At 64.7% G+C, this 17881-nt stretch carries 17 protein-coding genes; 6 read left to right on the top strand and 11 right to left on the bottom strand.

Annotated features, from left to right (window positions below; all coding sequences use genetic code 11):
- Positions 1-14: 14 nt before the first annotated feature.
- Complete coding sequence (locus ASH04_RS03055; RefSeq protein ID WP_057472706.1) at positions 15-2084, top strand: prolyl oligopeptidase family serine peptidase; 2070 nt, start codon at positions 15-17, stop codon at positions 2082-2084.
- Positions 2085-2086: 2 nt separating this feature from the next.
- Here ASH04_RS03055 and ASH04_RS03050 read toward each other — a convergent pair whose 3' ends face one another.
- The 3 genes from ASH04_RS03050 to ppk2 all read right to left on the bottom strand — a co-directional run bounded on the left by ASH04_RS03050 (position 2087) and on the right by ppk2 (position 6093).
- Positions 2087-3103, bottom strand: a complete 1017-nt coding sequence (locus ASH04_RS03050) for an alpha/beta hydrolase (RefSeq protein ID WP_057472705.1) — start codon at positions 3101-3103, stop codon at positions 2087-2089.
- A 127-nt stretch (positions 3104-3230) separates the two neighbouring features.
- Positions 3231-4064 carry an alpha/beta hydrolase family protein gene (locus tag ASH04_RS03045; protein ID WP_057472704.1) on the bottom strand — a complete coding sequence of 278 codons (834 nt, stop codon included), beginning with the start codon at positions 4062-4064 and terminating at the stop codon, positions 3231-3233.
- 1084 nt (positions 4065-5148) lie between these two features.
- Positions 5149-6093 carry a polyphosphate kinase 2 gene (gene ppk2, locus ASH04_RS03040; RefSeq protein ID WP_045840630.1) on the bottom strand — a complete coding sequence of 315 codons (945 nt, stop codon included), beginning with the start codon at positions 6091-6093 and terminating at the stop codon, positions 5149-5151.
- A gap of 281 nt (positions 6094-6374) precedes the next feature.
- Between ppk2 and ASH04_RS03035 the strand changes: the two genes are divergently transcribed.
- On the top strand, positions 6375-6581 hold the full coding sequence (locus ASH04_RS03035) for a PspC domain-containing protein (RefSeq protein WP_027498428.1): 207 nt from the start codon (positions 6375-6377) through the stop codon (positions 6579-6581).
- Positions 6582-6661: 80 nt separating this feature from the next.
- Here ASH04_RS03035 and ASH04_RS26400 read toward each other — a convergent pair whose 3' ends face one another.
- Together ASH04_RS26400 and ASH04_RS03030 are read right to left on the bottom strand one after the other, a co-directional pair.
- The gene (locus ASH04_RS26400) at positions 6662-6817 is read right to left on the bottom strand and encodes a hypothetical protein (RefSeq protein ID WP_155288427.1); all 156 of its coding nucleotides are present in this window, start codon (positions 6815-6817) and stop codon (positions 6662-6664) included.
- Between the two features lie 162 nt (positions 6818-6979).
- Entirely contained in the window at positions 6980-8392 is a 1413-nt protein-coding gene (locus ASH04_RS03030) for a glucose-6-phosphate dehydrogenase (protein ID WP_027498429.1), read from the bottom strand.
- A 49-nt stretch (positions 8393-8441) separates the two neighbouring features.
- Here ASH04_RS03030 and ASH04_RS03025 point away from each other — a divergent pair, with 49 nt between their 5' ends.
- Positions 8442-9044 carry a hypothetical protein gene (locus ASH04_RS03025; protein WP_057472703.1) on the top strand — a complete coding sequence of 201 codons (603 nt, stop codon included), beginning with the start codon at positions 8442-8444 and terminating at the stop codon, positions 9042-9044.
- Positions 9045-9072: 28 nt separating this feature from the next.
- Here ASH04_RS03025 and ASH04_RS03020 read toward each other — a convergent pair whose 3' ends face one another.
- Positions 9073-9645 carry an isochorismatase family protein gene (locus tag ASH04_RS03020; RefSeq protein WP_032390641.1) on the bottom strand — a complete coding sequence of 191 codons (573 nt, stop codon included), beginning with the start codon at positions 9643-9645 and terminating at the stop codon, positions 9073-9075.
- 21 nt (positions 9646-9666) lie between these two features.
- Here ASH04_RS03020 and ASH04_RS03015 point away from each other — a divergent pair, with 21 nt between their 5' ends.
- A complete protein-coding gene (locus tag ASH04_RS03015; protein ID WP_082519168.1) occupies positions 9667-10473 on the top strand; it encodes an MOSC domain-containing protein in 807 nt (268 codons plus the stop codon).
- On the opposite strand, the gene ASH04_RS03010 is transcribed toward ASH04_RS03015, so the two are convergent.
- From ASH04_RS03010 to aspA, 4 genes are read right to left on the bottom strand one after another with little or no spacing between them, the layout of a single operon-like run.
- On the bottom strand, positions 10438-10758 hold the full coding sequence (locus ASH04_RS03010) for a hypothetical protein (RefSeq protein WP_057472701.1): 321 nt from the start codon (positions 10756-10758) through the stop codon (positions 10438-10440). The two genes, ASH04_RS03015 and ASH04_RS03010, sit on opposite strands and share 36 nt — an antisense overlap.
- Before the next feature lie 58 nt (positions 10759-10816).
- A complete protein-coding gene (locus tag ASH04_RS03005) occupies positions 10817-11737 on the bottom strand; it encodes an asparaginase (RefSeq protein ID WP_057472700.1) in 921 nt (306 codons plus the stop codon).
- Positions 11730-13163 (bottom strand): amino acid permease, encoded by a 1434-nt coding sequence (locus ASH04_RS03000; protein WP_032399574.1) that lies wholly within the window; start codon positions 13161-13163, stop codon positions 11730-11732. Before ASH04_RS03000 ends, ASH04_RS03005 begins: the two co-directional genes overlap by 8 nt.
- 4 nt (positions 13164-13167) lie before the next feature.
- Entirely contained in the window at positions 13168-14607 is a 1440-nt protein-coding gene (gene aspA, locus ASH04_RS02995; protein WP_027498436.1) for an aspartate ammonia-lyase, read from the bottom strand.
- A gap of 102 nt (positions 14608-14709) precedes the next feature.
- Here aspA and ASH04_RS02990 point away from each other — a divergent pair, with 102 nt between their 5' ends.
- Together ASH04_RS02990 and argG are read left to right on the top strand one after the other, a co-directional pair.
- Positions 14710-15414 carry a FadR/GntR family transcriptional regulator gene (locus tag ASH04_RS02990; protein WP_032386154.1) on the top strand — a complete coding sequence of 235 codons (705 nt, stop codon included), beginning with the start codon at positions 14710-14712 and terminating at the stop codon, positions 15412-15414.
- A 22-nt stretch (positions 15415-15436) separates the two neighbouring features.
- Positions 15437-16852 carry an argininosuccinate synthase gene (gene argG, locus ASH04_RS02985; RefSeq protein ID WP_032369815.1) on the top strand — a complete coding sequence of 472 codons (1416 nt, stop codon included), beginning with the start codon at positions 15437-15439 and terminating at the stop codon, positions 16850-16852.
- Between the two features lie 68 nt (positions 16853-16920).
- Here argG and ligD read toward each other — a convergent pair whose 3' ends face one another.
- Positions 16921-17868 (bottom strand): non-homologous end-joining DNA ligase, encoded by a 948-nt coding sequence (gene ligD / locus ASH04_RS02980; protein WP_032373709.1) that lies wholly within the window; start codon positions 17866-17868, stop codon positions 16921-16923.
- Between the last annotated feature and the right edge of the window lie 13 nt (positions 17869-17881).

The raw sequence follows: 17881 nt of genomic DNA, 5'->3' as shown, positions 1-17881 counted from the left end.
GCTAGAACTGTGCCATGGCTTTCTCGGACGACCCGTACCTCTGGCTCGAAGACGTCACCGGCGACGACGCACTCGCGTGGGTACGCGAGAAGAACGAGGTGACGATCCAGGCGCTGGCAGGCGAGCGTTTCGACGCCACCGTGGCGGGTGTACGCGAGATTCTCGACACCGATGCGCGGATTCCGTACGCACGCAGGCGCGGGCAGTTCCTCTACAACTTCTGGCGCGACGCCGAGCACATCCGCGGGGTGTGGCGGCGCACCACGATGGACGAGTACCGCACGGACGAACCCGCATGGGACGTCCTGCTCGATCTCGATGCCCTGGCCGCCGACGAGGGCGAGAACTGGGTATGGGGCGGCGCTCAGGTACTGCGCCCCGACCAGCTGCGCGCTTTGGTGACGCTGTCCCGAGGCGGTGCCGACGCGACGGTGGTACGCGAGTTCGATCTCGACTCCCGCACGTTCCGCGCTGGGGAGGACGGCGGTTTCACGCTGCCCGAGGCCAAGACCGACATCGGCTGGATCGACGCCGACACCGTCTTCGTCGGCACCGATTTCGGACCGGGGTCCCTGACCGAATCCGGCTATCCGCGGATCACCAAGAGATGGCACCGAGGCACCCCGCTCGCCGACGCGGAGACCGTCTACGAGGGCGAATCCCAGGACATTTCGATCTCCGCGTGGCACGACCGCACGCCCGGATTCGAGCGCGACTTCGTGCAGCGGTCCACCGACTTCTACAACTCCGAGACCTACGTGCTCGACGGTACGGCGGTGACCCGCATTCCGACGCCGACGGACGCATCGACCTCGGTCCACGAGAACTGGCTGCTGGTTCGGACGATGACCGAGTGGACCTACGACGGCGTCACCCATCCGGCGGGCGCTCTGCTCGCGGCCGACTTCGACGAATTCATGAGCGGCACAGCATCTCTGGCGGTTCTGTTCACTCCGGACGAGCACACGTCCCTGCATCAGTACGCGTGGACCGAGAATCATCTGCTGCTGGTGACGCTGCAGGATGTCCGTACTCGTCTGCATGTGCTCACCCCTCGTGCGCGTTTTGCGTACCTGGAGGGGCGCAAAACGCGCACGACGGAGTGGGACACGGCCACCGTCGACGGGCTGTCGGAGTTGGCGTCGACCGAGATCATCGGTACGGACGCCGAGGAGAACGGGGACGAGTTCTTCCTCGGCTCCTCGGGTTACCTCACCCCGGCCACGCTGCTGGTCGGCACGGTCGGCGGCGCGCTCGAGGTACTCAAGCAGGCTCCCGCTTTCTTCGACGCGGACGGCATGACCGTGCAACAGTTCTTCGCGGAGTCGGACGACGGCACCGCGATCCCCTACTTCGTCGTCCGACGCGGCGACGCAGGCCCCGGCCCCACACTGCTGTACGGCTACGGCGGCTTCGAGATCTCGATGACGCCCGGCTACAGCGGAGCGATGGGTCGAACGTGGCTCGAGCGCGGCGGCACCTACGTCGTTGCCAACATCCGCGGCGGCGGCGAGTACGGACCGTCCTGGCACACCCAGGTATTGCGGGCGGGCCGGCATCTGGTCCACGAGGACTTCGCCGCGGTCGCCCGCGACCTGGTGGCCCGCGGGATCACCACCGCCGATCGCTTGGCCGCCCAGGGCGGCAGCAACGGTGGCCTGCTGATGGGCATCATGGAAACGAAGTACCCGGAACTGTTCGGGGCGTTGGTATGTCAGGTCCCGCTACTGGACATGAAGCGGTACCACCTGTTGCTCGCGGGAGCATCCTGGGTGGCCGAGTACGGCAACCCCGACGACCCCGCCGAATGGGAGTTCATCTCGCAGTACTCCCCGTACCAGAACGTCGTGGCCGCGTCCGAGCGGAAATACCCACCGATACTCATCGCCACGTCCACCCGAGACGATCGAGTCCATCCCGGACACGCGCGCAAGATGGCTGCGCGGCTGGCCGAGCTCGGTCAGGACGTGAGCTACTACGAGAACATCGAGGGCGGCCACGGCGGGGCGTCGGACAATGCGCAGCTGGCGTTCAAGACCGCACTGACGTACGAGTTCCTGTGGCGGCAGCTCGAGAGCCGGTGATGTCAGACGGCCAGAGCCTGCTCGAACATCGGCCAGGAATTGTGGAGATCGTCCTGCCAGTATCCCCAGGAGTGCGTGCCGCGTTCCCGTAGCTCGAAATGAGCTGGGATATCCAGCTTTTGGAGCGCGCTCTTCAGTCGACGGGTGCAGTCGCCGGTCGCGACCTCGATGGCACCGCCCACCACCATCTGGTTCAGCAGCACGAAACCGGGGCCGTTGGTGTTGGTTCCGTCGAAGGTGTCCGATGCCCCCGCCAGGCCACTGCCGTTGGAGATGTACAGCGCGGTGCCGCGCAGCTTGTCGGCGTTGACGACAGCGTCGTTGTGCACCCAGTCGGGGTCGTCGTCCGCGCCCCACATGTTCTTCACGTCGGCTCCGAGCGCCATCGATACGACGGTCTTGACGTACGCGCGACCCAACGGATCGGTGGTCGAGGCGCAGCCGCTGTAGGAGCCGACCGCCCGGAAGAGACCGGGGTTGTGTGCCGCCAGATTGAGCACCGACGTCGCAGCCATCGAGATTCCGGCAATGACGTTGCGGCCGTTGGTCTTCAGCAGCTGGTCGACGAGTGGAGGCAGTTCGCGGGTCAGGAAGGTCTCCCACTTGTTGCGGCCGAGCACGCGATCGTCGTGCTGCCAGTCCGTGTAGTAGGAGTAGGCCCCGCCGACGGGAGTGACCACATTGGCGTTCTTGTCCGCGAAGAACGACACGACATCGGTCTGGGTGTACCAGTCCATACCGTCCACCCCACCGCCCGCGCCGTTCAGCAGGTACACGGTGGGGCTCGGTTTCGCACGGTCCGGAGAACGAAGAATCTTCAGCGGGATGGTCCGATCCATCGCGGCCGAATGCACGAACGCCGTCATGGCGACGGCGTCGGCCTCCTCCGTACGCACCACGTACGACGTCGACGCGTCGGGCGCGGCGAGGGCCGTGCCCTGCGCGGCCGACGCAGCGATACACGCGGCCACGAGCACACCCCTACCGATCCGACGAGCTGTAGCCCCCAGGCCGTTCATACACGTGCTCGCTATCTTCGGCAGAACAGAAGTTGAGTCACTAGCGTTGTACACCAGAACGGGCGCGGAGTTGGAACTTATCGCATGAATTAATCCAAACGACCGTATCGTTCGGCACGGGGTTGTGTCAGCGGTGCATCCACCGCTCGACCAGGTCGGCCACCGCGGTGGGATTGCGGATCCACCCGTTGTGGCCCAGCGGCTCGTCGATGTGTTCGGTGGTGATGTCGGCGTTGGCAAGCTTGGCCGTCAGATTCTCCATCGAACCCTTGGGTGCCAGATCGTCGCCCTCGATGGTCACTGCCAGCACCGGTAGGGTCAGCCGGCCCATCCGTTCCTCGTAGTCGATGTCGGCACCGGCCGGCTCGATCGAGCCCGTTCGGGCGAACCTCGACCAGTCGTCGATCAACACTCGTGATTGACGGCCGAATCCGCCGACCCCGATGCGGTCCCCCGGCCAGAATCCGGCGATGTTGCTGGTGATCGCCATCGCCGCCGCGCCGAAGTAGAGCGGGACCCCGCGAGTGGTGCCGAAACCGCGGTGGTACGGCGACCCGGATGCCACCAGGATCAAGCCACCGAGCCTGCCTCGAATTCGGGCGGCGTACATCGCGCCCAGTTGTCCGCCCATACTGTGGCCCAGCAGATACGGGGTTGCGGCGGGGAACTGCTCGCGCACCACCTCGAAGATCGCCGGAAAGTCGACCGACACCAATTCCTGATATCCGTACCTGCTAGACGAACTCGGCTTCGGCTTACTGTCCCCCTGGCCCCGAAGATCGCCGATCGCAGCATGAAATCCGCGTGCGACGAGCGCTTCGGCGAACAGCCGGTAGTAACCGCCGGGTATGCCGAGACCCGGGAGAACGACGATGACGGGCGCATCGTCTCGGCCCTCACTCGCAAACAGCGTCACCGGCACCGTCGAACCGTCGGGCATCTGAATCGGAACCGTCTGCATCGGCCAACCCTATGACGGTGCGACCGCACCTTCCCCAGGGCACTACCTCACAGGATGATCGGGTGGTAGCTACCGGTCGACCAGCTGAACCAGAACAATTGACTGTTGATGAATCCGACTACGGCTTCGAGCATGGCACCACCTCTATTACCGTCGATACCGAGCGCATCGAGGATGAGGTTCAGGTCTACCCGGTCGGCGGCGAATCATCGACCGCTGGAGGATATTTCGGTCGAACGAATGACACTTCGAAACCACGAAAACCGGGCCCGACGGTAGTCGGGCCCGGCTTCGGGGTCGCGCTTCAGCTGGGGAGCGTGCCGGGGATGTTGACGACCGAACCTGTTCCTTCGGAGCTGCCGACAGCGAGCAACTGCAGCAACAGCGAGAGAAATTCCATCAAAACTCCTTCGAGAGAGGGGGATTCGCCGCCGACGCGGCGTCGCGAGCCTTACTGTTCATCGATTCGGCTCCGGTCGGCCGTCCTGGCCGAGGCCTACGGCGCGGAGCCGGGATGTCAGTCGGAGGAAGAACTGATACCCGAGAAGAGCTGGATGAAGATTGCCAAGAGGTCACCGAGTTCAGCGGACATGCGACAGGCTCCTTGTTGTTCGAGGGATGTGCAGATCGAACGTGACGGTCGTCACTCGATTATCTCTGCATGAAGATTTCTACCCGAACGGATAACGTTTCGTACACGCATTGGCATCGAAAAGTCAGAAATCTTGGTGAGCTGTCACAAAACGGTCACGGAGACGAAAAGTCGCGGCCGCCCCCGACAGCGACCGCGACTCGTGGACCGACGAATTACGCGGCGCTACCCGACGTCAGCACGCCGACGATCTGCTCGACGATCGCGTCGACGATGCCGTCGTAGACTCCGGTTGCAATGTCGGTGATGAACTGCGCAGCTGAACCCATGAGAACTCCTGATGCTCGTCTCTTCGTACAGCCGTAGGTAATACGGCCTACCACTTTCCTACCGCAACCACCGGCGCGGTGCACAACGCGGCACGAACTCGCTGCGCGGATACCGAAGCGACGCAGGACGTTCACCGAGCAGACCCCGGTATGTAGCCCAGAATTATTCTCCGAGCACGTCTTTCGCGCGTCCGACGAGCAGCGGGTCTGTTTCGCCCACGATCTCGGAGTCCTTGTTGGCGTAGTCGAACTTGTTGAGCACGAACCGCATCGCGTTGATCCGCGCGCGCTTCTTGTCGTTGCTCTTCACCACGGTCCACGGTGCTACGTCGGTATCGGTGGCGCGGAAGTTCTCTTCCTTCGCAGCGGTGTACGCATCCCACTTGTCCAGTGACGCAAGATCCATCGGCGACAGTTTCCACTGCCGTACCGGATCCACCTGCCGGATCGCGAAGCGAGTGCGCTGCTCGTGCTGCGACACCGAGAACCAGAACTTGGTCAAGCTGATGCCCTCGTCCACCAACATCTGCTCGAACAGCGGTGCCTGCCGAACGAATTGTGCATGCTGCTCCTCGGTGCAGAACCCCATGACCCGTTCGACACCGGCACGGTTGTACCAAGACCTGTCGAACATCACAATTTCGCCGGCCGCAGGCAGATGCCCGATGTACCGCTGGAAATACCACTCCGTCGACTCCCGCACCGACGGCTTCTCCAACGCGACGACGCGTGCGCCGCGGGGATTGAGGTGCTCCATGAACCGCTTGATCGTGCCGCCCTTACCGGCGGCGTCGCGACCCTCGAAGATGATGACGTGGCGTCGTCCGGTGTCCTTGGACCACATCTGCAGCTTGAGCAGTTCGATTTGCAGCAGCCGCTTTTCGAGTTCGTACTCGGCGCGGGTCATACGCTCGTCGTAGGGGTAGTTCTCCCGCCACGTGTCGACGACGTGACCGCCCGGTACCGTCAGCAGCACCGGGTCGTCGTCATCGGAGTCGTCGACGACGAACCCCGAAGTATCGGCAAGATCCACGGCGGTCGTGATGTCCCGCACGTCGCTGAGATTCTTGCGTGCAGCCACGCCGTTGCGGAGATCGAAGTCGGTCATGCGCCGAAAGTTAGTGCTCATCGGTGACCGGTCCATGGCGATTCGGTGAACACCGAGCGCAACCGGACGCATCGGACACGCTTCCGGTCTGCAAGGGGGACGGACCGGAAGCGACCGACACATCCGACCGTAATCCTCGCGCCGACAACAGGTCGAGTGTCTGCGTCGTAAAAGTCACCGAACTTGTTCGGCGACCCCTTTCTCGATCGTTCGATTCTCCGGGTCGATATGGGTGAAAGCCCCGATGTGCCCACAGGCGTCGGCGACGCAGACTTCTCACCATGACATTCGAGAGCAATTCCCCCAGAGAATTCACCCTGTCCAACTCGCAGAAGATGATCGGAGGCGTCTGCGGCGGTATAGCCGACTACTTCGGTTGGGACGTCAACCTCGTTCGCGTCGCCACCGTCGCCGGTGCAGTGCTGAGCGGTGGCACAGTCGTGCTGATCTACCTGGCGGCCCTGATGCTGATGCCGCGCCGCCCGTGAGCTCCCGCCACCGCGGAAAGGCCCCGCATCCTCGCCGGTGGAGGAACGGGGCCTTGCCGTCGGACTTCGCGGAATGGGGCCTAGCTGGAGCCGAAGCTACCGGTGCTTCCGCCGAGCAGTCCGTCGAGAAGTTCACCGAGACCATCGGTGAGGCCACCGGTGATGGGTCCGGTGATGCCACCGTCTTCGCCGCCGCCGAGGATGGGCAGGAGGCCGGTGAGGAGATCGAGGAGCATGGGTAAGCCTTTCGAAAGACACGTCGTGGCCCGAGCCGGAGGGTGACCAGGCCACAGGAACATAACGTTCCAGACGCGATCCATTCCATCGTTTCGGACAAAAAGGACCCACCGGCTGTTTCGGGGCTCGAAAGCCGACCCGGTTCTTCACCGTTCCGGTGATCAGTCCTCGGTTTTCCCGGTGATCAACCAACCGCAGGGCGCAGCCAGATCGTCGGCTTCCGTCGGTCCCATCGAGCCCGGCGCATAGTTCTTCACCGCGGGCGGATCGTTCAACAGCGGCGCCGCCACCTCCCACACGTGGGCCAGGCCGTCGGGTCTGGTGAACAGCGATCGGTCCCCGTTCAGTACATCGAGGATCAGCCGGGAGTACGGGCTCAACGGCTCCGCGTCGGGCACCGATTTCAGCGGCAACGACAGATGTCCGACGGACAGGTCGAAATCCGGTCCGGGTTCCTTGACCGTCATGGCGATATCGATGCTGCCGTCACCGGACAGGTCGAACGAGAGCACCGCGCCGTCTTCGGGCAGCGTCGACAGTGGACTGTCGGCGGGCTTGCGGAACACCAGCGACACCCGCTGCGCTCCGGCACCGAGCATCTTGCCGGTACGAAGCAGGAACGGCACCCCACGCCAGCGATCGGTATCCACCCACAGCTTCGCGGCCACGAACGTGTCGACCGTCGAATCCTCGGCAACGCCGTCGACGTCGCGGTAGCCGTCGTACTGCCCCAGAACCACCTCGTCGGTGTCGAGTGGACGGAACTGCCCGATGACCGTTTCGCGAGCCGACTGCAGATCCTCGGCCTTCAACGATGCAGGGGGTTCCATGGCCACCTCGGCGGCCACCTGGAACAGATGGGTCACCAGCATGTCCAGAACGGCACCGGTCTCGTCGTAGAACTCGGCGCGGTCGTCGATGTCGAGTGTCTCGGGCACGTCGATCTGCACGTGCTCCACGTGTTCCGAGTTCCAGATGCCGCTGATCATGCCGTTGGCGAACCGCAACACGTGCAGGTTCTGCGTTGCTTCCTTACCGAGGAAATGGTCGATGCGATAGACCTGTTCCTCCTTCACGACCTCGTGCACGGCCTTGTCGAGTTCCTCGAAGTTGTGCTGCGAGGTGCCGAAGGGCTTCTCGTACACCACTCGGGAACCCTCGGCCAGATCGTGTGCACCGAGGGCCTTCGTGTAGTCGACGAACGTGCTCGGCGGCAGCGCGATGTAGTGCACCAGCTGTGCGTCGTCACCGATCTCTTTCCTGGCGTCGGCGACGACGTCAGGGAGCTTGCCGGGATCGTCGACGGTGAAGCCGTTGCCCGCGAATCGGATTCGCTTCGAGAACGCCGACCAATCGTCGTCGGCCACGTTCTCGGCGAACTCGTCGAGCACATCTTTCACGTGGTCGCGGAACTCGTCGTCGGACGAGTCCTTACGACCGTTGCCGATCAGGATCCATTTCTCCGGCAGCAGGCCTTCGACGTGGAGTTGGTAGAACGACGGCAGAACCATTCGCTTCGCGAGGTCTCCGGTCGCGCCGAACAGGACGAATACAGTGGGTTGCGAGGACGCCATGACCTCCACTATGCACCGCGTAGTGCTACCTAGGTGAGAGTGCACGAAGATGACCAGATCACGGTTTCACGGAGAGATCTACGGGGTAGGTACGACGTCGGGAGTGCGCATCGTCGTCGGACACTGGACGCGCTCACCCCTCGGCGAATTCACCGATGTGATGGTCCAATTCGCGGACGGTCGACGCCTACTCGTGGCACCGAACGAGGCAGTACGTGAATTCGTCACGGCGACATACTCGTTCGATTCCACCGAGCTGGTACCGGTCACCTTCTCCGACCAGCCCGACGGCTGGCGGTCCGTCGTCGCCGCGGATCTGTCGCTACGCATTCGAGTGGCCGGACCGACGGTTCTCGGCCGCGCCCTGAGCCTCGTCCCCGACGCCGTGTCCACCGCACCGTGGTTCTGCACGATCAGCGACCCCATCGCCCGAGTGATACTGCGCGGAGTGCGAACTCGCGGCAGCGCCGGCGGAGGCAGGCGCGAATACTACGGAGCCAGGCACCAGCACCGCGTCGTCGACGTCGTCGCATCCTGGCAAGGAGAGGACCTCGGCTCGCTGACGCCCGTCACTCCCCCGGTGACGTTCGGTTTCGGCAGCACCCCCGCGGCACCGTCGGTCACGTCCATCACCACCACGATCGACTCGTAGACCACTGCTGTTTCACACCACTGCTGTTTCACACCACTGCTGCTCCGACTTCGCGGAGTTCGTCGAGAGCCGCTGCGGAGGTCTCGGGAGCGACCCCGGCCACCAGATCGGTGAGAACCCGAACGTCCAGGTGCTGTGCCACTGCATCTTTCGCCGACGCCAGCACGCAGTAATCGGTGGCGAGACCGACGATGTCGACGGCCGTCACCTCGTTGGCGGTCAGGATCTCGGACAGGGGTGTTCCGTCCTCGGTGACGCCTTCGAACGCCGAGTACGACGGTCTGCCCTGCCCCTTGTAGACATGCACGTCGACGCTGCCGGTTCGGTAATCCGGGTGATATTCCGCGCCGACCGTTCCCGCGACGCAGTGCACGGGCCACGTGGTGACGAAATCCGGGGCAGCGTCGGTGGCGAAATGTCCACCGTTGTCGCTGTCGCCGTCGTGCCAGTCGCGTGAGGACACCACGAGGTCGTAGTCGTCGCCGCTCCGGGCGAGGTACGCGCTGATCCTGCGCGCCACCTCCCCACCGCCGACCACGGCCAGAGCACCACCCTCGGTGAAATCGTTCTGAACATCGACTACCAACAGAGCACGAGTCATGTGTCCCAGTATCCTCGACGGGTGCGCGTGTCGTCTCTGGTGACCTATCCCGTCAAAGGATGTGCCGGTACGGCGCTGGACTCGGCCCGGGTGAGCGCAGCCGGTCTCGAACACGATCGAGCGTTCATGATCGTCGACTCCGACGGCTCGTTCCGCAGCCAACGCACCGATCCCGTGCTGGCCGTCGTTCGATGCTCGGTGGAAAACGGCTCACTGACACTGCGCCACGAGAGCGCAGGAAGCGTCACCGCCGTCGTCGATCGTGATTCCGCGGACCGCGGGGTCACGATGTTCGGCGCGCCGCTGCGGGGCATCGACCAGGGCGACGACATCGCCGCCTGGCTCACCGACGTCATCGGCGAGCCCTCACGCCTCGTCGCCGCGCCCCGCGATCACGGCCGCGTCACCGACGGAATCCGTCCCGGCTCGGCCCATTTCGCCGACAGCGCCGCCGTCCACATCCTCTCGACCGCCACGCTGGCCGGTCTGAACTCCCGCCTCGACGCCCCGCTGCCGATCGACCGATTTCGGCCCAACATCGTCGTCGACGGCTCGCAGGACGCTCATGTCGAGGACGAAGTGCGCGACATCTCGATCGGCGACGCACGATTGGCGTACACGAAGCTGGCGATCCGCTGCGCCGTCACCACGGTGGAGCAGAGCACCGGTGTTCGCACCGGACCCGAACCTCTGCGCACTCTCGGCACCTACCGCCGGGCCCGGCAGAAGGGTGTCGCCTTCGGTTCGAAGTTCTCGGTGATCGAGGAAGGAACCATCTCGGTCGGGGACGAACTACGCGTCGAGACCTGGGGCGAGTCGGAGCTGTAACTCGAACGGCATGTGGTTCGCCCACCCGTTTCGAGCTCGCAGCCGAAGATGCTGTTCTGCACCGAGTTCGACGCGTCGCCGCCCGGTGCCGAGTGCGGACGTCGTGCCGCGGTACCGAATGAATGCGGCGAGCTCGTGGCCACCCGGTGCCAGCTCGTAGGTCGACGGTTCCGACCACGACTGGCGATGCTCCACGCCGTCGATCGTCACGAACGGCCGCGCCAGCGTGCGCACCAAGGACGCGTTCACCCAATGTGGAGCGAACTCGATCTCGATCGTGCTCACGTCACGCCTCCCTGGTGCGCTGAGTGTCCACTATTCGGCTCCGTAGGCGGGATCCCGCCTACGAGAAGCAATTGTGGACAACTACGTCAGTGGCTCCAGTGGCGACCAGCGCCGCCAACTGGATGCGCGCCTGTCCGGCCCGGAGTTCGCGAGAGAAGACCGCACCGGCGTCGAGCAGATCGTGGCCGCCGCCTCCGCCGCCGTACGTCGGCGAGGTCTCACCGAACGGCACCCGCGTCGTGACGACCACGTGCAGCCCGGCAGCAACGGCCTCTTTCACCGCGTGCACCACCAGAGCGTTGGTGTTACCCGAGCCCAACGCCTCGAGCACGATGCCCGACGCCCCTGCTTCGCGACAGGCATCGATCTGCACCCCGTCCGCGCCCGGGTACAGGGCCACGACGTCCACGCGCACTCCCGCGACGGGCTGCCACCGCAGCGGGTCCGGCCTCGGCACTGCTGCCGACCGAAAGGCGTCGAGTTCGGAAGTGTGCTTCTTGATCGCCCCGCGGGCCGGCAGTACTCGTCCGCCGAACGCGATCAGCACTCCCTGCTCGGACCGCGCCGCCGTCACCGCGGCGGCGATGTTGCCGGGGCCGTCCGGGTCCGGATGATCGGCGGTGCGTTGGGCCCCGGTGAACACCACCGAACGCGCGTCGTCGTGGAACAGGTCGACGTACAACGCCGACTCCTCCATGGTGTCGGTGCCGTGCAACACCACCACTCCGGCGCAGCCGTCCTCGTCCAACGCGTCGACCACGGCAGTACGAATGGCGTCGAGATCGGCGAGGTCCAGGGCGGAGCTGTCCTTCGACATCACCTCGCGCACCACCACGCCGTCCATGTCGACGCCCACGCCTGCGACCGGCCGAGAAACCCCGTGCTCGTCGCGACTACTGGCGATCGTCCCACCGGTGGTCAACAACGCGACGAACTCAGCACTGTCGGGTCGTTCCGGCAGGCTCCACTCCTCAGTCATTACGGGCGGCTACCTCTCGAATTCTGTTGCGGCACATGTACCATCCGGCGATCAGCATCGGCGCGATGAGCAGGATGGACGCGACGGTCCATGTACCGACGGGTTTGTCGAAGGCCATCAGTACCAGTACACACGCCAGAAAGCCTAGCGTTGCGTAGCCGGTGTACGGGGCACCGAACAACCGGAACGCAGGCCGGGTGACCGCGCCGGTCTTGGACAGAGACCAGAACTTGAGCTGGCACGCCACGATGACGGCCCACGCGCTGATGATGCCGAGCGCAGCAAGGTTCAGCACGATCTCGAACGCCTGCGCCGGGACGACTGCGTTGAGGACGACCCCGAGCAGCGTCACCACCGACGTCAGTGCGATGCCGCCGTACGGAACTCCCTGCTTGTTCATGCGGGCCGCGAATTTCGGTGCCGAGCCGGCGACCGCCATCGAATGCAGGATGCGACCGGTGGAGTACAGCCCGGCGTTGAGAGACGACAGCGCTGCGGTGAGCACGACGAGGTTCATGATCGCGTCGGCACCCTCGACGTCGATCGCTCCGAAGAACGTGACGAACGGGCTCTCCCCGGCCTGATACGCGGTGTACGGCAGCAACAGCGAGAGCAGCAGCACCGAGCCGACGTAGAAGACGACGATGCGGACGATGACGGTGTTGATCGCCTTTGGGATGACCTTCTCGGGGTTCTGCGTCTCTCCGGCGGCGGTTCCGACCAATTCGATGGAGGCATAGGCGAATACGACGCCCTGGATCACGACGATCGCCGGAAGCAGTCCGTTGGGGATGAGACCGCCGTTGTCGGTGAGGACGCTCAGACCCGGAGCCTGACCGTCGATGGGGGTACCGAAGATGACGTAGTAGGTGCCGATCGCGAGGAACGTCACCAGGGCCACGACCTTGATCAGCGCGAACCAGAATTCGAGCTCACCGAACACCTTGACCGACACCAGGTTCAGACCGAGAACCAACACCAGGCCGGCCAGCGCGAACACCCATTGATCCACGTTGCCCAGTGGTGCCCAGTACTTCTTGAAGAAGTTCATGTACAGCGCCACTGCCGTCACGTCCACGACGGCCGTCATCGCCCAGTTCATCCAGTACAACCACCCGGCCGCGAACGCGACCTTCTCACCGAAGAACTCGCGGGAGTACGAGACGAACGATCCGGACGAGGGGCGGTGCATCACCAGCTCACCCAGTGCGCGCAGGATCAAGAATGCGAAGAATCCGCACAGTGCGTAGACCAGAACCAACGCGGGCCCGGCGTCGCGCAGTCGCCCACCGGCACCCATGAACAGGCCGGTGCCGATCGCGCCGCCGATGGCGATCATCTGAATCTGGCGCGGGGCCAGCTCTTTTCGATACCCCAGCTCCTCTTCGCTGAAGGCCTGCTTCTGGGTCGGGTTCTCGGTGCTCATCGCATTACCTCGTCGACGTCTCGGGAGCAACGGAATGCTCGGTGGGAGCCACCCGCAGGTTCGCGAGATGCTCGGGGCTCAGCAGTCGATCCAGCTCTTCTCGGGCCAGCAGACCCTTCTCGAGCACCAGATCGACGACGTTGCGGCCGGTGACCAGCGCTTCCTGCGCAATGGCCGTCGACTCCACGTACCCGAGATACGGGCTGAGCGCAGTGACCAGACCGATGGAGTTCTCCACCCGCTCGCGCAGCAGATCGACGTTCGCGGTGATGCCGTCGACGCACCGATGCGCGACGGTGCGGCACGCCGCACTCAGGTGCGCCATACCGTCGGACAGGGATTTGACGATGATCGGCTCGAAAGCGTTGAGCTGCAACTGCCCTGCCTCGGCGGCCATCGTGATGGTGACGTCGTGGCCGATCACCTCGTAGGCAACCTGATTGAGAACCTCGGGTATGACGGGATTGACCTTGCCGGGCATGATCGACGAACCCGCCTGCATCGGAGGCAGATTGATCTCGTTGAAGCCCGCGCGCGGCCCGGAGGACAGCAGTCGGAGGTCGTTGCAGATCTTCGACAGTTTCACTGCGACGCGCTTGAGCACACCGGACAGGTGCACGAACTGACCGACGTCCTGGGTTGCCTCGATGAGGTCCGTTGCGGTGACCAACGGCAAGCCGGTGATGGTGCGCAGGTGCGCGACGGCCGACTCGGTGTATCCGGCAGGAGCATTGAGGCCGGTACCGATGGCCGTGGCCCCGAGGTTGATCTCGTGCACCAGCAGTGCTGCCTCTTCGAGCCGTGAGCAGTCCTCGTCGATCATGATCGCGTAGGTGCCGAACTCCTGGCCGAGCGTCATCGGCACCGCGTCCTGCAGCTGGGTGCGGCCCATCTTGACGACGGTGGCGAACTCGCTTGCTTTGCGGGAGAACGAATCTCGCAGGACCTTCATCGATGCGATCAGCTCGTGCACCGCGAAGATGGTCGCGATGTTCACCGACGTCGGATACACGTCGTTGGTGGACTGCGAGGCGTTCACGTGCTCGTTGGGGTGCAGCATCGAGTAGTCACCGTGCGCGTGGCCGAGGATTTCCAGGGCACGATTGGCGATGACCTCGTTGGCGTTCATGTTGGTCGACGTCCCCGCGCCACCCTGAATGACGTCGACGACGAACTGTTCGTGCCACTGGCCGTCGAGAATTTCCTGGCACGCGGCCCGGATCGCTTCCCCGCGGGTGGCGTCGAGGATTCCGAGGTCCTGATTGGCCGCCGCGGCCGCCCACTTCACGGCTGCGAGCCCGCGGACGAGGTGGGCGTTGGTGGAGATCGGCCGCCCCGTGATGGGAAAGTTCTCCAGCGCACGCAGGGTATGAATCCCCCAGTAGACGGTCATCGGAATCTCGCGTTCGCCGAGAAGGTCTTTCTCGATGCGGGTATCGGCCACGGTGGGTGCGCTCCTTCAGGGGGTGTCCAGCTGTCCGGCTGTCTGACAGGTAGAGTGTGGCGCAGAACACCTCGTCGGTCAACCCCGGGATAGGATCACTGCATGAACCTGTCGGACAGCTGGGCAGTCAGTGCGCCCACCAATGCCCGCATGAGCGCCGCCGAGGCCGTCTTCGCCGACCTGCGTGCTGCGATCTCGTCGGGGAAGCTCCCCGTCGGGCAGAAGCTGCCGTCCGAGGCGGCGCTGGCCGCGAGGCACAGCGTCAGTCGTTCCGTCATCCGCGAGGCTCTGCGCTCGTGCCACGCGCTCGGCCTGACCGAAACCAAGACGGGCCTCGGCACCTTCGTCGTCCGCGACCGAGTGGGTAGCGACCTCGACATCGGCAATTACGAGGCCCGCGAACTCATGGAGGCCCGCCCCCACGTCGAGGTACCCGCAGCCGGGTGGGCGGCCGAACGACGCACCGACGACGAGTTGGCGGTTCTCTCCGGCCTCGCCGACGAGATGCGTTCCGAGGACGACCACGAGGCCTGGGTCCTGTTGGACGCGCAATTCCACACCGCCATCGCGCGGGCCAGCAGAAACCGCGTGTTCGAGTCGATCGTCGTCGACATCCGGGACGCCTTGACGCGGCAGTCCGAAACGTTGAACCTCGTCGCCCACCGGCAGCAGCAGTCCAACGTCGAGCACGACGCCATCGTCGCCGGCATCCGATCCGGCGAGTACGACGCAGCAGCCCGCGCCATGACCGCCCACCTCGACGCCGTCCGTGGTGCAGTGGAGTCGCTCGCCGATCGGCCCAGCTGACCGTACGACTAAGCTGCTGGCCGTGACGAAGGTACTGAACTCCCTCCCGGTCGGTGAACGAATCGGCATTGCATTCTCCGGTGGTCTCGACACCTCGGTGGCCGTGGCGTGGATGCGCGAGCACGGCGCGATCCCGTTTGCCTACACCGCCGACATCGGCCAGTACGACGAGCCGGATCTGTCCGACGTACCCGCCCGCGGCCTTGCGTACGGCGCCGAACAGGCCCGGCTGATCGACTGCCGCGAACCGCTGGTCGAGGAAGGCCTCGCGGCACTGACCTGCGGCGCGTTCCACATCCGATCGTCATTGCAGACGTACTTCAACACCACTCCCCTCGGCCGCGCGGTGACCGGCACGCTGCTCGTGCGCGCGATGCAGGAGGACGGCGTCTCCATCTGGGGCGACGGCTCGACGTACAAGGGCAACGACATCGAGCGGTTCTACCGTTATGGCCTGCTCGCCAACCCCGAGTTGCGCATCTACAAGCCGTGGCTCGACGAGGCATTCGTCGCCGAACTCGGCGGCAGGCACGAGATGTCGCAGTGGCTCACCCAGCGCACCCTCCCCTACCGTGACTCGGCCGAGAAGGCGTACTCCACCGACGCCAACATCTGGGGTGCCACCCACGAGGCGAAGCGTCTCGAATACCTCGACACGTCCCTCGAGATCGTCTCGCCCATCATGGGTGTCCGCTTCTGGGATCCCGAGGTCGAGATCGCAGCCGAGGACGTCACCGTCGACTTCGAGCGAGGCCGTCCCGTTCGGATCAACGGCAAGTCCTTCGACAGTGCCGTCGACCTGGTGATGGAAGCCAACGCCATCGGCGGACGCCACGGGCTCGGCATGTCCGACCAGATCGAGAACCGGATCATCGAGGCCAAGAGTCGCGGCATCTACGAGGCCCCGGGCATGGCACTGCTGCACATCACGTACGAGCGGCTCGTCAACGCCGTCCACAACGAGGACACCATCGCCTCGTACCACAACGAGGGCCGCCGCCTCGGGCGCCTGCTCTACGAGGGCCGCTGGTTCGATCCGCAGGCACTCATGCTGCGCGAGGGCCTGCAGCGCTGGGTCGGCAACGTCGTCACCGGCAGCGTGACGGTTCGCCTGCGCCGCGGTCAGGACTTCACCATCGTGGACACCCAGGGCAGCAACTTCAGCTACCACCCCGAGAAACTGTCGATGGAACGCAGCCAGGGGCAGGCCTTCTTCCCCGGCGACCGCATCGGCCAGTTGACCATGCGCAACCTCGACATCGCGGATTCGCGCAGCAAACTCGAGCAGTACGCCGCTCAGGATCAGCTGACCGCCTGGGGCGACCTGATCGGCGAACTCGCCCCCGGTGGAGCCGACGCCATCGCCGCCAGCAGCGCCGACAACTCGGTGGACTCCGCAGCCCTCGACCACGCCGCAATCGAGTCCGGCACCGACTGACTTCTGGCTGCCGAACTCGAAGTTATGGACGGATTTCTGCCGATTTCCGTCCATAACTTCGAGTTCGGCTACTCCTCGGGCTCCGTCAGGCCCTGATGCTCGTCGCGTTCCGCCCATTCGAGTAGCTCGTCGATTGCGAACACCGCGTCGTCGATACCCGCATGTAGGTCGCCCAGTTCGGCGTATCTGGCCGGTACGGTGAAAATCGTGAACTCGCGTGGATCGACGTCAGGTACCTCGGCCCACGAAATGGGTGTCGACACAGTCGCCCTCGGGTTTCCCCGCACCGAATACGCGCTGGCGATCGTGTGGTCGCGGGCATTCTGGTTGTAATCGACGAACAACTTCGACGGGTCGCGATCCTTGCGCCACCACGTCGTCGTCACGTCCTCGGGTGCGCGGCGCTCCACCTCCCGCGCGAATGCCAGTGCGCCCCTTCGCAAGTCCTTGAAGCCGTGGGCGGGGTCGATGCGAACGTAGATGTGCAGGCCGTGACCGCCCGAGGTCTTGGGCCAGCCGACTGCGCCGAGGTCATCGAGCACGTCCTGCACGACACCGGCGACGCGTTGCACCCGATCGAAGGGGCAGTCGGGCATCGGATCGAGGTCGATGCGCCATTCGTCGGGCATCTCGACGTCGGCGCGGCGCGAGTTCCACGGATGGAACTCCACCGTCGACATCTGCACCGCCCACGCGACGTGCGCCAATTCGGTCACGCACAGCTCGTCCGCGGTGCGGTTGTAGCGGGGAAACGTCACCTCGACGGTCTCCAACCACGGCGGGGCTCCGTGCGGCACCCGCTTCTGGTGCACCTTCTCGCCGGCGAGGCCCTTGGGGAACCGGTGCATCATGCACGGCCGCTCCCGCAACGCGCGGACGATGCCGTCGCCGACGCTCAGGTAGTAGTTCACCAGGTCCAGCTTCGTGGCACCGCTCTCGGGGAAATACACCCGATCGGGGTTGGAGATGCGCACCGTGCGCGTACCCACCTCGAGTTCTATTGCCGGAGATGCCATACCAGCGACACTA

This window comes from Rhodococcus sp. Leaf233 (genome assembly GCF_001426165.1).
Classification (GTDB): domain Bacteria; phylum Actinomycetota; class Actinomycetes; order Mycobacteriales; family Mycobacteriaceae; genus Rhodococcoides; species Rhodococcoides fascians.
The sequence above is the reverse complement of the archived record's forward strand: the minus strand, read 5'-3'. Positions and strand labels throughout refer to the sequence as shown.

Excerpts from the sequence above, each read along its gene's own strand:
- ASH04_RS03055 (WP_057472706.1), top strand. The coding sequence starts at position 15 with ATGGCTTTCTCGGACGACCCGTACCTCTGGCTCGAAGACGTCACCGGC.
- ASH04_RS03050 (WP_057472705.1), bottom strand. The coding sequence starts at position 3,103 with ATGAACGGCCTGGGGGCTACAGCTCGTCGGATCGGTAGGGGTGTGCTC.
- ASH04_RS03045 (WP_057472704.1), bottom strand. The coding sequence starts at position 4,064 with ATGCAGACGGTTCCGATTCAGATGCCCGACGGTTCGACGGTGCCGGTG.
- ppk2 (WP_045840630.1), bottom strand. The coding sequence starts at position 6,093 with ATGACCGACTTCGATCTCCGCAACGGCGTGGCTGCACGCAAGAATCTC.
- ASH04_RS03035 (WP_027498428.1), top strand. The coding sequence starts at position 6,375 with ATGACATTCGAGAGCAATTCCCCCAGAGAATTCACCCTGTCCAACTCG.
- ASH04_RS26400 (WP_155288427.1), bottom strand. The coding sequence starts at position 6,817 with ATGCTCCTCGATCTCCTCACCGGCCTCCTGCCCATCCTCGGCGGCGGC.
- ASH04_RS03030 (WP_027498429.1), bottom strand. The coding sequence starts at position 8,392 with ATGGCGTCCTCGCAACCCACTGTATTCGTCCTGTTCGGCGCGACCGGA.
- ASH04_RS03025 (WP_057472703.1), top strand. The coding sequence starts at position 8,442 with ATGACCAGATCACGGTTTCACGGAGAGATCTACGGGGTAGGTACGACG.
- ASH04_RS03020 (WP_032390641.1), bottom strand. The coding sequence starts at position 9,645 with ATGACTCGTGCTCTGTTGGTAGTCGATGTTCAGAACGATTTCACCGAG.
- ASH04_RS03005 (WP_057472700.1), bottom strand. The coding sequence starts at position 11,737 with ATGACTGAGGAGTGGAGCCTGCCGGAACGACCCGACAGTGCTGAGTTC.
- ASH04_RS03000 (WP_032399574.1), bottom strand. The coding sequence starts at position 13,163 with ATGAGCACCGAGAACCCGACCCAGAAGCAGGCCTTCAGCGAAGAGGAG.
- ASH04_RS02990 (WP_032386154.1), top strand. The coding sequence starts at position 14,710 with ATGAACCTGTCGGACAGCTGGGCAGTCAGTGCGCCCACCAATGCCCGC.
- ligD (WP_032373709.1), bottom strand. The coding sequence starts at position 17,868 with ATGGCATCTCCGGCAATAGAACTCGAGGTGGGTACGCGCACGGTGCGC.